We start from the raw sequence: 14210 nt of genomic DNA, 5'->3' as shown, positions 1-14210 counted from the left end.
CCGCCGGCTCGTCCGGCTACTAACCGGACGCGAGCTTCTTGCCGGCGTCGTAGAGCAGGTGCAGGGCGTCGGCCACGCCGACGGCGGTCAGCACCGTGGCCGCCAGGCGGGTCGCGCGCGGGGCCATCACCAGGCCGGCGGTCAGCCCGGTGCCGACCCAGACGTTGAGGCAGAACGGGCACGACACGAGCTCGCCCACCGCGTGCTGGACGTGTCCCTTGGCGGGGACGGACTCGTTCAGCTCGTCCTCGCCGGCCGGCTCTTCGTACCGCGTGAACGGGGCCCGCAGCGGGCTGGTGACCGCGTCCTTGGCCAGCAGCCGGCTGGCCTTGAACGTCGCCGCGCCCAGCAGGACCGTGTCGCCGGCGCCGATCCGCCGCGGCAGCCGGGCGCCGACGGCCCGGCCGAGCAGCGTCAGCCCGCCCACCAGCGCGCTGTAGGCGCCCATCGCGGCGACGTACCCGCCCAGCGGCCGGTCTGCCTCGCCCGCGTAGCCGCGCTGGAGCTGCTTCACCTTCTCGGTGACTGCTTCGGTTGCGGTGGTCATCCGTGCTCCTTCCGGTGCTTCTGCCCGTCGGCTACCCGCCACCGGAGGTGGCAATCATGGTTTCCCGGTACGCCGGGCGGGTATTTCGCGGCGGTGGGACGCACCAGACTCCGGCGCAGTGACCTGCGCGGCCCGGGCATCAGACGGATCCGCCGCGGCCGCGGGTTCTCCTACGCCATGCCCGACGGCTCCCCGGTGACCGACGCCGAGCTGCTGGCCCGGATCAAGGCCCTCGTCATCCCGCCGGCCTGGCGGAACGTGTGGATCTGCCCGTACCCGAACGGGCACGTCCAGGCGGTGGGCACCGACGACGCCGGGCGGCGCCAGTACCTCTACCACGAGCAGTGGCGCCGGGACCGCGACGAGGAGAAGCACGACCGGGTGCTGCAGCTGGCCCGGCGGCTGCCGGCGTGGCGCGAGTCGGTCGCCGCGGACCTGGCGGGCCGTGGCTTGACCCGCAAGCGGGTCCTGGCGGCCGCGTTGCGCATGCTCGACCGGGGCATCTTCCGCACCGGCGGCGAGGAGTACGCGGAGGAGAACGGCACCCACGGCGTCGCGACGCTGCTGCGTTCCCACGCGGCCGTCCGCGGCGACGAGTGCCGGTTCTGCTACGTCGCCAAGGGCGGGCTGGACCGCGAGGTGGCCATCTGCGACGCGGAGCTGGCGGCGGTGGTGAAGTCGCTGCTGCGCAGCCGCTCCGGCAGCGACCGGCTGCTGGTCTACCGCGAGGGCGGCACGTGGCACGAGGTGCACGCGGCCGACGTCAACGAGCGGTTCAAGGAGCTGGCGGGCGAGGACTGCACGGCGAAGGACATGCGGACGTGGAACGCGACGGTCCTGGCGGCGGCCGCGTTCGCGGCGGCGGACCCCCCGACGTCCGAGACGGCCCGCAAGCGCGCGGAGGCGAAGGTGATGAAGGAGGTCGCGACGGCGCTGGGCAACACACCCGCGGTCTGCCGATCGTCCTATGTGGACCCCCGGCTGGTGGCGGCGTACCGCGCGGAGAAGACGATCGCGCCGACGTTGAAGCGAGCCGCACGGTTGGACGGCGACGACGCGCGGGCGGTGCTGGAGCGGGCGTGCGCGCGGCTGCTGAACGCGTCGTGACGGTGTGGAGTGGGAGGCACGGTGGGATCCATCCGAACGTGTACTGGCCGGGGACCGAGCTCGTCGGGGAACCTGGAGGAGATGACATCCTCCGCTGTCCGCTGGCGCGCGTCGATCGCCCTCACCGTGGGTGGCGACGGGCCGGTGTCGAGCATCGTGGAGTCCGAGCACGGGAGCGAGGGCTCGGCGCGGGAGTGGGTGGAGCGGAAGCTGCCGGGCACGCGGTACCCGGCGTGGATCCCGGCGGCCCGGCGGCGCGACGGGGTGGAGTTGTTCGGCCGGGTCGCGCGCGGCCGCGTGGTGACGGGCCGGCTGGTGCCGACGTGGGAGCCCGAGGCGGCGCCGGTTTGGCACGCCGACCGGACCGGGGACCGGGTGCGGTGGCGTCGCTGCGCGGCCGGGGAACGGTGAGCAAGCCGGAAAGGTGAGGGCGGCCGCGGCTCCAGGATGCGGCCCAGAGTTCGGGAGCGGCCGAACGCCCCCAATGTGGCGTTCGGTGCATCCCACGCACCCAATGTGGCATTCGGTGCGTCTGACGCAACCAACGCCACATTGGGGTGCTTCTCGGCGAGCCCGCCTCAGGCTTCGTCCACGTCCTTGCGCAGCAGGCAGAACTCGTTGCCCTCCGGATCCTGCAGGACCACCCACGACTCCTCGCCCGTCTGGCCCACGTCCGCCGGCCGCGCGCCCAGCGCCGTCAGGCGGGCCAGCTCCGTCTCCTGGTCCGTGCCCGCCGGGCTCACGTCGAGGTGCAGCGGGAGCTTGCCCCGGCGTGGGTTGTCCGTCTGGGCCAGGATCAGCGTCACCGGCCCTTCGCCGAAGCGGGCGCCCGCCGGGCCCAGGGCCAGGCCGTCCGGCTCGTGGCCGATCACCTCGTAGCCGAGGACCGCGCACCAGAACTCCGCCAGCCGGCCGGGATCCCGGCAGTCCAGCACCAGTTCCGTGATCCGGCAGGCCATCCGCTCACTTCCGTTCCGACTCCGCCACCGCCGCGGCTTCGTCGTCGTCCATCGCCTTCGTGTCCCGCGGCGGCAGGAACGGCTCTTCCTGGTCGTCCACGCGCCCCGCCTCGATCGTGCGGCCGCGCGCGAGCTCCGCGTCCAGCTCGGCCCCCAGCAGGACCGCGAGGTTGGAGATCCACAACCATACAAGGAACACGATCACCCCGGCCAGCGAACCGTAGGTCTTGTTGTAGGAACCGAAGTTCGCGACATACAGCGCGAACCCCGCCGACGCCAGCACCCACAGCACCACGGCCAGCAGCCCACCCGGCGTCAGCCACTTGAAACTCGGCAGCCGCACGTTCGGGCCCACCCAGTACAGCAACGCGAACGCCAGGCTCACGAGCAGCGCGATCACCGGCCACTTCGCGATCTCCCACACCAGCACGCCCGTCGAGCCGAGGCCGATGAGGTCGCCGATCCGGCGGGCCACCGACCCCGTCGCCACCACGCCCAGCGCGCACGCCGCCAGCAGCACCACGATCCCGACCGTCAGCACGATCCGCAGCGGGATCGTCTTCCACACCGGCCGCCCCTCCGGCATGCCGTAGATCGCGTTCGACGCCCGCATGAACGCGCCGATGTAGCCCGACGCCGACCACAGCGCGCCCAGCAGGCCCAGGATCGCCAGCGGGCCGGCCAGGCTGCGGGAGCCCGTCAGCTCCCTGATCGCGCCGACGAGGATGTCCTTGCCCTGGCCCGGCACGACCTGGTTGACGTTGTCGATCACCGTCTGGATCTTGTCCGGGCCGAGCAGGCCGAGAATCGCGGTGAGCACGATGATGCCCGGGAACAGCGACAGCACGCCGTAATAGGTGAGCGCCGCCGCCCAGTCGGTGAGGTTGTCCCGGTTGAACTGCTTGAACGTCCGTTTGAGCACCGCGCCCCACGACCGCTTCGACAGCTCTCCGGGTCCTTCGGGTTCTTTCCCTCGCTTGGCTGCCATCGCCACCTCCGCTCGATCGTGGCGAGGCATACCCCGTCCGCGAATGGGTATGCCTGATTCGTCACCCGAAGCAGGAGGAAGCCGTGCCCGAGGTCAGCCGCGTGATCGACGTACCGCCCGACGCCGTGTTCGCCGTCCTCGCCGACGGCTGGCTCTACGCCGGCTGGGTGGTCGGCAGCTCGCACATCCGCGACGTCGACGAGGACTGGCCCGCCGTGGGCTCCCGGATCCACCACAGCGTGGGCCCCTGGCCGCTGCACATCCAGGACGTGACGGTGGTCCGCGCGGTCGAGCCGGGCCTGTCCCTGTCGCTGGAGGCCCGCGGCTGGCCCCTGGGCGCGGCGGCGGTGGGCTTGACGCTGGTCCCCCACGGCGACGGGCAGACGCTGGTCCGGATGACCGAGCACATCATCCGCGGCCCGGGCAAGGTCCTCCCGGAGGCGGCCCAGGCGCTACTGGCCAAGCCGCGCAACACCGAGTCGCTGGCCAGGCTGGCGGACCTGGCGACGGGCAAGCACGCCCGAGCCCGGCACGGCCACCCGAACCCCTAGCCAGGCCCGCTCGAGCCGGACGGCCCCGGGCGGTCGGCTCGCGTGCGAGAAGAGTCGGCTCGCGTACCGAATTGGTCGCCTCGCCTACCGGGACAGTCGGCTCGCGTGATGGGCGGTCGCCCCGGCGGGGGCGACCGCGCCGCGCCGGTGGTGCGGTCGCGGCCTCAGCCGTAGATCGCCCGGTGCGCCGCCCGGATCACCGCCGCGTAGCCGCCGCCCAGGACTCCCGCCCGGGTCAGGGCCGCGCGGGCCGCGTTGGCTCCCGGGCCGCCGTGGACCGCTCCGCCCGGGTGGGCCGATGCTCCCGCCAGGTACAGCCTGTCCACCGGGGTGTCCGCGCGGCCCGTTCCCGGGATCGGGCGGAAGAACAGCTGCTGGTGGATCGCCGTCGTGCCCGCGTTGATCGCGCCTCCGACCAGGCCCGGGTTGTGGCCCGCCAGCTCCGCCGGGCCCTGCGCGTACCGGGCCTTGATCAGCCCCGCGAACCCCGGCGCGTTGGCCTCCACCGTCTCCTCGATCCGCTTGATCCGCCGCTCCAGTGCCGCCCGGTTCTCCATCGTGCCGCGCGGGACGTGCGTGTACGCCCACGCCGCTTCGGTGCCCGCCGGTGAGCGCGAGGGGTCGCTCGTGGTCATCTGGCCGAGCAACAGGAACGGGCGGCGCGGCGTGCGGCCGCGGGCCAGCTCGCTCCCGAACGCCGACAGCCCGTCGAGGTCCGTTCCGAGGTGGATCGTGCCCGCTCCCCGGGCCGCTTCGGCCGTCCACGGGATCGGGCCGGACAGCGCCCAGTCCACCTTCACCGTCGCGCTGTCCCACTCGAACCGGCCGAGGTCGGCGACCAGCCGGGAGGGCAGCCACTCCTCCCCCACCAGCTCGCGGTACAGCACCGGCGCCGGCAGGTCGGCGAGCACGGCCCTGCGCGCGCGGATCGCCTCGCCATCGGCGTCCCGGACCCCCAGCGCCCGCCCGTCCCCCACGAGCACCGACCGCACCGGACGTCCACAGTGGACACGGCCACCGCGCGATTCCAGCCTGCGGACCAGGGCCGCGGCCAGCTCCCCCGCGCCGCCCTCGGGCACCGGGAAACCCTCGTCCTGGCCGATCATCGCGAGCAGCCAGCCGAACACCGCGCTGCCGGCGTTGTCCACCGAAAGGTCACTGTGGGCGGCGTTCCCGGCCACCAGCAGCTTCGCGCCTTCGCCCGCGAACAGCTCGTCGCCGAAGCGGCGCGCGGGCAGCGTCAGCATGCGCGCCAGCCGCAGGGCGTCGCCGGTTCCGGTGCGGCGCAGCAGCTTCAGTGCCGGACGGACCGGCGGGAACGGCGTGAACAACGCGTTCAACAGCGGCTCGCGGAGTTCACGCCACTGCGCGAACAGCTCCCGCCACGCGTCGCCGTCGCCCGGGGCGAACTCGTCGGCCGACGCCGCCGTGCGGTCGATGTCACGGGACAGCACCGCGCACCGGTCGTCGGGGAACACGTGCGCCAGTACCTCGGGCGCGTGCCGCCAGCGCAGGCCGTGCTCGTCCAGCCGCAGGCCCCTGATCACCGGCGACACCGCGGACAGCGGGTAGAACGCGCTGAAGAGGTCGTTGCGGAAGCCCGGCTCGGTCACCTCCGCGGTCCGGATCGAGCCGCCGGCGTACTCGGTCGCCTCCAGCACCAGCACCGACCAGCCCGCGTCGGCCAGCAGGTTCGCCGCCACCAGCCCGTTGTGCCCGGCGCCGATCACCACCGCGTCGACGGCTTCCGTACTCACTCCGGCCTCCCGGCTGCCTCAGGCTTGTGACTGGTGGCTCGGCCCGACCCGGGTGAGCGAGCGGAGCCGGGCCAGGACCCCGTCGCGGCGCGGCGGGGCCAGTGGCGCGCTCGCCGCGCCCGCGCCCGCCCGGAGCCCGGTGACCAGGTCGGCGAGCGCGGCCGCGGCGTCATACCGAGGTTGCCAGCCCAGCGCGGTCTCCGCCAGCGTCGTGTCGGCGAGCGCCGCGCGGTCGGCCAGCTCCAGCCAGCCGGGGTGCACCGGCAGCACCCCGCCCAGCCAGGCCGCCCGGGTCGCCAGCCGCACCACCGGCTTCGGCACCGGGACGCGGGTGCCGCCGAGGACGCCCGCCAGCGCGTCGGCGTCGAGCACTTCCGGCGCGGCCAGGTTGACCGCGCCGGCGAAACCCCGGTCGAGGATCAGCCGGATGGCGGCGGCGACGTCGGTGGTGTGCACCACCTGGGCCCGCAGGTCCGTCCACAGCGGAACCGGCAGCCGCCGGCCGCCGACGAGGTGGGCGGGCACCGCCGGGCCGAGCAGCCAGCGCGCGAACTCCCCCGCCGCGCTCCGGTGCACGATCGCGCACGGCCGGATCCGCGCCACCTTGACCTGCGGGTACTTCTCTTCGAACCGGTCCAGCAGGGTTTCCAGCGCGGCCTTGCCGCGGCTGTAGGCACTGCCGTCGATGCCGTCGCACGGGAAGTCCTCGGCCACCTTCTCCCAGCGCGGCGCCGGTCCGTAGGCGGCCACGGACGAGGCGGCGACCACGTGCGGCACTCCGGCGGCGGCCGCCGCGGCGAGCACGTGCCGGGTGCCGTGGTCGTTGGTGCGCCACATCGGCGGGTCGCCGCGCACCGGCGAGATCGCCCACGCCAGGTGCACGACGGCGTCCGCGCCCGCGAACACCTCCGCCAGCTCCTCCGCCGCGCCGGGCAGCCCGACGTCGACGGCCCGCCAGCCCGCCCGGCGGTACGGCTCGACGGTCGTGTCGGGCAGCCGCCGCGCCAGCCCGACCACGTCGTGGCCGGGCTCGAGCGCGGCCAGCAGGGCCGTTCCGACGTTCCCGGTGGCTCCGGTGATCACCATGCGCACCCGAACGGCTTACCCCGTGTCGCACACGCGAAACTTCAGACGAGGTCGCGCGGAATCCGGCGGTGCCAGTTCCGCGACACGATCCGCCGCGCCCCGTCGTACCCGTCGAGCTGCGCGTCGATGACGAACTCGGTGTCCGTGCACGACACGCGGGTGCGGGTCTCGCTGCGCGCCACCCAGTCGCCGCGCGCGAAGGTGACGTCCCACGCGGTTTCGGCCACCGGCGAGCAGAAGTCGTCGGCGACCCAGCTGTACCGCTCGCGGACGTCCCGGGTGACCTCCAGGTCGAGGTCGTCGAACCGGACGGTCCCCGCGTCCTTCACGATGTCCAGCGCCGACTGGTAGTCGACGAGGTCCCGCGAGACGGTCCAGCGCTGCTCCCCGGGCGTCAGCGCCGTCACGGACATCGGCGGCGCGCCTTCGGGTTCGCCGAACGGCCGGGCCGGCAGCTCGTCCGGTTCGGCGACCGGGCGCACCGGCAGCTCGAGCGCGCTGTGTCCGGTGTGGACGGACAGCAGCGCCGGCGTCGGCGGCGGCCAGGCCAGCGGCCAGTACGACGTGGACAGCGAAAGCCGGATCCGGTGCCCCGCCGGGAAAGCCTGCGCCACGGCGTTCAGCTCGATCTCGACCGCGCAGCGCTCACCCGGCTCCATCGGCGCCGGCTCGTCGTGGCCGTCGCGGTGGGTCAGGTTGAGCAGCCCGTAGGTGACGCGGGTGGCCCGCCCGTCCGGGGCGACGTCCGAGAGCCGCGCCGCGACCATCGCGACCGGCTGGTCGGCCGAGACCTCCAGCCGCACCTTCGGCGAGCCGAGGATCTCGCAGCGCTCGGTCAGCACGTCGGTGTCGAACACCAGCGACCCGCCGTCCTCTTCGCGCTGGTCGTAGGGCAGGTCCGGCGGGGCGCTGTAGGACGCCCACTTCCCGGAGAACTGCCCGACCGACAGCGGCGACGACACAGTCAGGGCTTCGTCGGCGACGTCTTCGCCCGGCCGCGCGAGGCGGTGGCGGGCCAGCGGCAGCTCCTGCGGCTCGACGTGCGGCGACGGCCAGGTGGCCTCCCCGACCCAGCGGCCGGGCCGGTCCTCGTACGACGTCGACGGCGGCACGCTCTCCTGCATCCACGTCCGCAGCATCGGCCCGTCCATGGCGTCGTTCTCGTCGCCGCGCAGCCAGTGGTCCCACCACTTGACGACTTCCTGCAGGTACCCGATCGCCGGGCCCGGCTCGCCGAGGTGCGGGTACTTGTGCGACCACGGCCCGATCAGCCCGCGGCGCGGGACGTCGAGGTGGGCCAGCAGCCGGATGACGGCGTTGGAGTAGCCGTCGGCCCAGCCGCTCGAAGCCAGCACCGGCACCTGGACGTCGGTGTAGTTCTCCGACACCGACGCGTGCCGCCAGTAGTCGTCGCGGCGCTGGTGGCCGAGCCAGTTCTCGATCCACAGACTGCAGTTCTCGAGGCGCTCCAGCCACATCTCGCGCCACCGCTCACCGACGACCGCCGGGTCGGGCGGCAGCGTGGCGTAGGCGAACATCGTGCCGGACTCGGCGACGTTGTCCGAGAGCAGGCAGCCGCCCATGTAGTGCATGTCGTCGGCGAAGCGGTCGTCGGTGAACGACGAGATCACGATCGCGCGCAGGCTCGGCGGCTTCCGCGCCGCGACCTGCAGCGCGGCGAACGCGCCCCAGGAGATGCCCATCATGCCCGTGTCGCCGGTGCACCACGGCTGCCCGGCGATCCACTCGAGGACCTCCTCGGCGTCGAGCTGCTCGCGTTCGAGGTACTCGTCGGCCAGGACGCCTTCGGACTCGCCGGTGCCGCGGATGTCCACGCGCACGCACGCGTACCCGTGCCCGGCGAGGTAGGGGTGGTGGATGGAGTCGCGGGGCGCGGTGAGGTCGCGCTTGCGGTAGGGGATGTATTCGAGGATCGCCGGCACCGGCTCGGTGTCCGACGAGACCGGCCGCCAGACGCGGGCGGACAGCACGGTCCCGTCGGACATCGGGATCCGGACGTGGTCTTCCTCGGTGATTTCGTACGGCAGCGAGGTGACGGCTCGCAAGAGCAACTTCCTCCCAAGGATTACGGCTGCAGCAGGATCTTCTGGGCGCCGTCGAGCTTCTTCTGGAAGATCTCGTAGGCGCGGGGCGCCTCTTCCAGGGGCAGCTTGTGCGTGGCGAAGCCTTCGACGCCGAGCGGGTCGCCGTCGCCGGTGAGCACCGGCATGACGTCGTCGAGCCAGTGCCGGACGTTGGCCTGGCCCATCCGCAGCTGCACCTGCTTGTCGAACAGCTCCATCATCGGCATCGGGTCGACCATCCCGCCGTAGACGCCGGACAGCGAGATCGTGCCGCCGCGGCGGACGCTGTCGATGGCGGCGTAGAGCACGCTGAGCCGGTCGATCCCGGCCTTCTCGGTGATCTTCTCGCCGAGCGGCTGCGGCAGCAGCCCGACCAGGGTGTGCGCCAGCTTGCCGACCGGGGCGCCGTGCGCCTCCATGCCGACCGCGTCGATCACCGAGTCCGCGCCGCGCCCGTGGGTCAGCTGGCGGATGGTGTCGCCGATTTCCTTGTGGTCACGCGTGTCGAGCGCGGTGGCGCCGTGTTCGCGGGCGCGGGCGAGGCGCCCGGGCACCAGGTCGACGCCGATCACCTGGCCGGCCCCGCGGTGCCGGGCGATCCGGCAGCTCATCTGCCCGATCGGGCCGAGGCCGAAGACGACGACCGTGCCGCCGTCCGGCACGTTCGCGTACTCGACGGCCTGCCAGGCGGTCGGGACGACGTCGGAGAGGTAGACGAAGCGCTCGTCCGGCGGGCCGTCCGGGACCTTGATCGGCCCGTAGTGCGCCTGCGGGACGCGCAGGTACTCGGCCTGGCCGCCGGGAACCTGGCCGTAGAGCTTGGTGTAGCCGAGCAGCGCGGCGCCCTTGCCCTGGTCTCTGACCTGGGTCGTCTCGCACTGGGACTGCAGGCCGCGCTCGCACATCCAGCAGTGGCCGCAGGAGATGTTGAACGGCACCACCACGCGGTCGCCGGGCTTGAGGTTGGTGACCTCCGGGCCGACCTCCTCGACGACGCCCATCGGCTCGTGGCCGAGGATGTCGCCCTCGGTCATGAACGCGCCCAGCACCTCGTACAGGTGCAGGTCGGAGCCGCAGATCCCGGTCGAGGTGATCCGCACGACCGCGTCCGTGGCCTCCTCGATCTTCGGGTCCGGCACCTCCTCGACGCGGACGTCGCGTTTGCCGTGCCAGGTCACTGCCTTCATGGCTCTCCCTTTCCGCGGGCGGGGGTCTCCGACCCGGCTTCCCGCCCGCGGCGAAGGGCAAACTCAGGTGAGCAGGTCGGTCACCAGATACACGGCAGCGGCCACCGCGGCGGCGGCCGGGAAGGTCAGCACCCAGCCCATGACGATGTCGCGGGCGATGCCCCAGCGGACAGCCGAAAGCCGCTTGGTCGCGCCCACCCCCATGATCGCCGCCGTGATGACGTGCGTGGTCGAGATCGGCGCCTTCACCGCGAACGCCGTCACGTACAACACCGACGACGCCACCGATTCCGCGACGAACCCGTGCGGCGGGTCGAGCGGGAAGACGCGCCTGCCGAGCGTCCGCATGATCCGCAGGCCACCCGAATAGGTGCCCAGCGACAGGGCGCCGGCGCACGCCAGGCTCACCCACACCGGAACGGCGAACGTCGACTGCTGCCCGGCCGCCACCAGCGCCAGCACGATGATGCCCATGCCCTTCTGGGCGTCCTGCAGGCCGTGGCCGAGCGCGAGCGCCGACGCGGAGACGATCTGGAACCGGCGGAACACCCGGCCGCTGCGGTGCGGGTTCGCCCGCCGCAGCAGCCACAGCGCGGCGACCATCGCGAAGTAGCCGAGCGCCAGCCCGAGCAGTGGCGAGGCCACCATCGGGATCAGCACCTTCTCGGCGATCCCCGACCAGTGCACGGTGCTCGCGGCGGCCAGCGCCGCGCCGACCATCCCGCCGATCAGCGAGTGCGAAGACGACGACGGGAGCCCGAAGTACCAGGTGATCAGGTTCCAGGTGATGGCCCCGGCCAGCGCGGCGAAGACCACGGTGAGCGCGTCCGGGCCGACCGGGACGTCGATGATGCCCTTGGCCACCGTCGCGGCGATGCCGGTGGACAGCAGCGCGCCCACCAGGTTCATCACCGCCGCCAGCACGAGCGCGGCGCGCAGGGTCAGCGCCCGGGTCGACACCGCGCTCGCGATGGCGTTGGCCGCGTCGTGGAACCCGTTGGTGTAGTCGAAGACCAGCGTCAGCACGATCACGGTGACCAGGGCGGCGGTCCCCGTCACTCAGGACTCCTTGACCGCGATGGTCTGCACCACGTCGGCCAGGTGCTCGAAGGCGTCGGCGGCGAGCTCGAACTGCTCGACGACCTCCTTGGTCTTGAGCACCTCGAGGGCGTCTCCGCCCGGCTCGAACAGGTGGGCCAGGATCCGCCGGTAGACGCGGTCGGCCTCGTTCTCCAGCTCGTTGATCTCGATCCAGAACGGCTCGAGGTCGCCGACCTTGGCCAGGCCCGGCATCGACGACGCCGTCAGCTCGGCGGCCCGGCAGAGCACCCGGACCAGGACGTCGATCCCCGGCGGGAACGTGCCGACGCGGTAGAGCACGGCCAGGTCCGCCGCGGTGTCCATGAAGTCCAGCACGTCGTCGATCTTGGCGGCGAGGGCCTGGATGTCCTCGCGGTCGAACGGCGTCACGAAGGAGCTGTTGAGCTCCACCATGATCGTGTGCGTCAGCTCGTCGCCCTGGTGTTCGACCTCGTGCAGGCGCTTCGCGATCGGTTCCCGCTCGGCGGGATCGGCGGCGACGAGGTCTCTCAGCAGCGTGGTCGCGACGACGAGGTTCTTCGCGGCGTCGGCGAGCAGGTCGAAGAACCGGGTGCCCCGTGGGGTGAACCGCATGGTCTGGCTGTCCCTTCGTCGCGCACGCCCGTCGGGGGCCGGGTACCCCGTCCGGCCGGACGTTTAACGGCCGATCTCCGGGAAATCAGGAGTCATGACCGATCCCGTATCCCGGCGCCTGAGAGTACTGCTCTGGCACGTGCACGGCTCGTGGACCGACGCGTTCGTCCGCGGCCGCCACGACTACCTGCTGCCGGTGTCACCCGAAGGTGCGCCTTGGGGCCTCGGCAAGGCGGGACGGAACTGGCCGTCGGTGACCGAGGTGCCGCTCGACCGGCTGTCCGGGGCCGAACCCGACGTCGTGGTCCTGCAACGTCCGGAGGAGCTGGACTTCGCCGCCCGTCTGGGCGTGCCCGCCGTCTACGTGGAACACAACGCGCCCCGGCCCCACGCCGCGTCCAGTGAGCACCCCCTCGCCGGCCGCTCCGACATCACCGTCGCGCACGTGACCCACTTCAACGCGGCGATGTGGGACTGCGGCCGCGCGCCGGTGACCGTGGTGCCGCACGGCATCCCCGACCCGGGACCGCGCTACACCGGCGAGCTCGCGGCCGGCGTGTCGATGATCAACGAGCCGGTGCGGCGCGAGCGCGTCACCGGCGCCGACCTGCTCGGCACCCTCGCCGGGGCCGCCCCCGTCGACGTGTTCGGCATGGGGACCGAGGAGCTCGGCGCGCCCCTGCGCGGCCTGGGCGACGTCCCGGCGCCGAAGCTGCACGACGAGATCGCCCGCCGCCGCGTCTACCTGCACACCGCCCGGTGGACGTCGCTGGGACTGTCCCTTTTGGAGGCCATGCACCTGGCGATGCCGGTCGTCGTCTTCGCCGCCACCGAGGCGGTCGAGGCGGTGCCGGCCGACGCGGGCGTGCTCTCCACCGACGTCTCCGTGCTGGCGCGGGGCTTCCGCGAGCTGCTGCACGAGCCGGACTTCGCCGCGCTCGCCGGCAAGAACGCCCGCGAACACGCGTTGAAGCACTTCGGGCTGGACGCTTTCCTGACCGCTTGGGACCACCTCCTCGCCGAGACGGCCCGTTAGAACTTCGAAGGGAACGCCTCACCGATGAAGATCGCGATGGTGTCCGAGCACGCCAACCCCCTCGCCGCGCTGGGCGAAGCCGACGCCGGCGGCCAGAACGTGCACGTCGCCGAGCTGTCTGCCGCGTTGACGCGCGCCGGCCACGACGTCACCGTCTACACGCGCCGGGAGAGCCGCGACGAGCCGCCGGAGGTCCGGACCCCGCACGGCTACCGCGTGGTGCACGTGCCGGCCGGGCCGCCGCGGCGGGAACCGAAGGACAACCTCCTGCCGTACATGGGCGAGTTCGGCAGCTTCCTGCGGGACCGGTGGACGCTCGACCGGCCGGACGTCGCGCACGCGCACTTCTGGATGTCCGGCCTCGCGACGTCCCTGGCCGCGAGCGCGACCGGGACGCCGGTGGCCCAGACCTTCCACGCCCTGGGCGTCGTCAAGAAGCGCTACCAGGGCGACAAGGACACCAGCCCGGCCGACCGCATCCGGCTGGAGCGGATCATCGGCCGCCAGGCCGGGCGGGTGATCGCCACCTGCTCCGACGAGGTCTTCGAGCTGTCCCGCCTCGGCGTGCCGCGGTCGCGGATCTCGATCGTGCCGTGCGGCGTCGACCTCGGCCGGTTCTCCCCCGACGGGCCGGCGGCCCGGCGCCGGCTGCCACACCGGCTCGTCGCCGTCGGCAGGCTCGTCCCGCGCAAGGGGTTCGACATCGCGATCACGGCGTTGGCGCAGCTGCCGGACACCGAGCTCGTCATCGCCGGCGGCCCGGAACGGGGCAGGCTGTCCCAGGACCCCGAAGCGGGCCGGTTGCGCGAGCTGGCCGAGCGGCTCGGCGTCGGCGACCGCGTCCGCTGGCCCGGCCAGGTGTCCCGCGAGGACATGCCGGCCCTGCTGCGCTCGGCCGACGCCGTGGTCTGCACGCCGTGGTACGAGCCGTTCGGCATCGTGCCCCTGGAGGCGATGGCCTGCGGCGTCCCGGTCGTCGCGGCGGCGGTGGGCGGCCTGACCGACACCGTCGTCGACGGCGTCACCGGGCTGCTGGTCCGCCCGCACCAGCCGAAGGAGCTGGCGTCCCGGGTGCGGCGGCTGCTCGACGACCCGGCCCTCTGCCACGCCTACGGGACCGCGGGCCACGACCGCGCGGTGGCCCGGTATTCGTGGGACCGCGTCGCCGCCGACACGCTGCGGGCCTACCACAAGCTGGTGCCGCAGGAGGCCGCCACCGCCGAGGCCCGCTGAC

At 73.1% G+C, this 14210-nt stretch carries 14 protein-coding genes; 5 read left to right on the top strand and 9 right to left on the bottom strand.

Annotated features, from left to right (window positions below; translation table 11 throughout):
- Positions 1-19: 19 nt before the first annotated feature.
- A complete protein-coding gene (locus tag I4Q55_RS09185) occupies positions 20-547 on the bottom strand; it encodes a DUF1360 domain-containing protein (protein ID WP_206785617.1) in 528 nt (175 codons plus the stop codon).
- 93 nt (positions 548-640) lie between these two features.
- Here I4Q55_RS09185 and I4Q55_RS09180 point away from each other — a divergent pair, with 93 nt between their 5' ends.
- Both I4Q55_RS09180 and I4Q55_RS09175 read left to right on the top strand, forming a co-directional pair.
- The gene (locus tag I4Q55_RS09180; RefSeq protein ID WP_206785616.1) at positions 641-1654 is read left to right on the top strand and encodes a DNA topoisomerase IB; all 1014 of its coding nucleotides are present in this window, start codon (positions 641-643) and stop codon (positions 1652-1654) included.
- Between the two features lie 81 nt (positions 1655-1735).
- Positions 1736-2065 (top strand): hypothetical protein, encoded by a 330-nt coding sequence (locus I4Q55_RS09175; protein ID WP_206785615.1) that lies wholly within the window; start codon positions 1736-1738, stop codon positions 2063-2065.
- Positions 2066-2232: 167 nt separating this feature from the next.
- Here I4Q55_RS09175 and I4Q55_RS09170 read toward each other — a convergent pair whose 3' ends face one another.
- Both I4Q55_RS09170 and I4Q55_RS09165 read right to left on the bottom strand, forming a co-directional pair.
- A complete protein-coding gene (locus tag I4Q55_RS09170) occupies positions 2233-2613 on the bottom strand; it encodes a VOC family protein (RefSeq protein ID WP_206785614.1) in 381 nt (126 codons plus the stop codon).
- A gap of 4 nt (positions 2614-2617) precedes the next feature.
- Positions 2618-3601 (bottom strand): YihY/virulence factor BrkB family protein, encoded by a 984-nt coding sequence (locus I4Q55_RS09165; protein ID WP_206785613.1) that lies wholly within the window; start codon positions 3599-3601, stop codon positions 2618-2620.
- 83 nt (positions 3602-3684) lie between these two features.
- Between I4Q55_RS09165 and I4Q55_RS09160 the strand changes: the two genes are divergently transcribed.
- On the top strand, positions 3685-4152 hold the full coding sequence (locus I4Q55_RS09160; protein ID WP_206785612.1) for an SRPBCC family protein: 468 nt from the start codon (positions 3685-3687) through the stop codon (positions 4150-4152).
- A gap of 164 nt (positions 4153-4316) precedes the next feature.
- On the opposite strand, the gene I4Q55_RS09155 is transcribed toward I4Q55_RS09160, so the two are convergent.
- The 6 genes from I4Q55_RS09155 to I4Q55_RS09130 form a co-directional block, all read right to left on the bottom strand.
- Entirely contained in the window at positions 4317-5909 is a 1593-nt protein-coding gene (locus I4Q55_RS09155) for an NAD(P)/FAD-dependent oxidoreductase (RefSeq protein WP_206785611.1), read from the bottom strand.
- An 18-nt stretch (positions 5910-5927) separates the two neighbouring features.
- Positions 5928-7001 (bottom strand): NAD-dependent epimerase/dehydratase family protein, encoded by a 1074-nt coding sequence (locus tag I4Q55_RS09150; RefSeq protein WP_206785610.1) that lies wholly within the window; start codon positions 6999-7001, stop codon positions 5928-5930.
- Positions 7002-7036: 35 nt separating this feature from the next.
- The gene (locus tag I4Q55_RS09145; RefSeq protein ID WP_206785609.1) at positions 7037-9061 is read right to left on the bottom strand and encodes a CocE/NonD family hydrolase; all 2025 of its coding nucleotides are present in this window, start codon (positions 9059-9061) and stop codon (positions 7037-7039) included.
- A 20-nt stretch (positions 9062-9081) separates the two neighbouring features.
- Positions 9082-10266, bottom strand: coding sequence for a zinc-dependent alcohol dehydrogenase (locus tag I4Q55_RS09140; protein ID WP_206785608.1), 1185 nt, complete (start codon positions 10264-10266; stop codon positions 9082-9084).
- A gap of 63 nt (positions 10267-10329) precedes the next feature.
- The gene (locus tag I4Q55_RS09135) at positions 10330-11325 is read right to left on the bottom strand and encodes an inorganic phosphate transporter (protein ID WP_206785607.1); all 996 of its coding nucleotides are present in this window, start codon (positions 11323-11325) and stop codon (positions 10330-10332) included.
- Positions 11326-11940 (bottom strand): DUF47 domain-containing protein, encoded by a 615-nt coding sequence (locus tag I4Q55_RS09130; RefSeq protein WP_206785606.1) that lies wholly within the window; start codon positions 11938-11940, stop codon positions 11326-11328.
- A 94-nt stretch (positions 11941-12034) separates the two neighbouring features.
- Here I4Q55_RS09130 and I4Q55_RS09125 point away from each other — a divergent pair, with 94 nt between their 5' ends.
- Both I4Q55_RS09125 and I4Q55_RS09120 read left to right on the top strand, forming a co-directional pair.
- The gene (locus I4Q55_RS09125; protein WP_206785605.1) at positions 12035-12976 is read left to right on the top strand and encodes a glycosyltransferase; all 942 of its coding nucleotides are present in this window, start codon (positions 12035-12037) and stop codon (positions 12974-12976) included.
- Positions 12977-13000: 24 nt separating this feature from the next.
- Positions 13001-14209 (top strand): glycosyltransferase family 1 protein, encoded by a 1209-nt coding sequence (locus I4Q55_RS09120; protein WP_206785604.1) that lies wholly within the window; start codon positions 13001-13003, stop codon positions 14207-14209.
- The last annotated feature ends 1 nt before the right edge of the window (position 14210 follow it).

This window comes from Amycolatopsis sp. MtRt-6, from assembly GCF_017308975.1.
GTDB lineage: Bacteria > Actinomycetota > Actinomycetes > Mycobacteriales > Pseudonocardiaceae > Amycolatopsis.
Note: the sequence above shows the minus strand (reverse complement) of the source record. Positions and strands in the feature narration are given on the sequence as shown.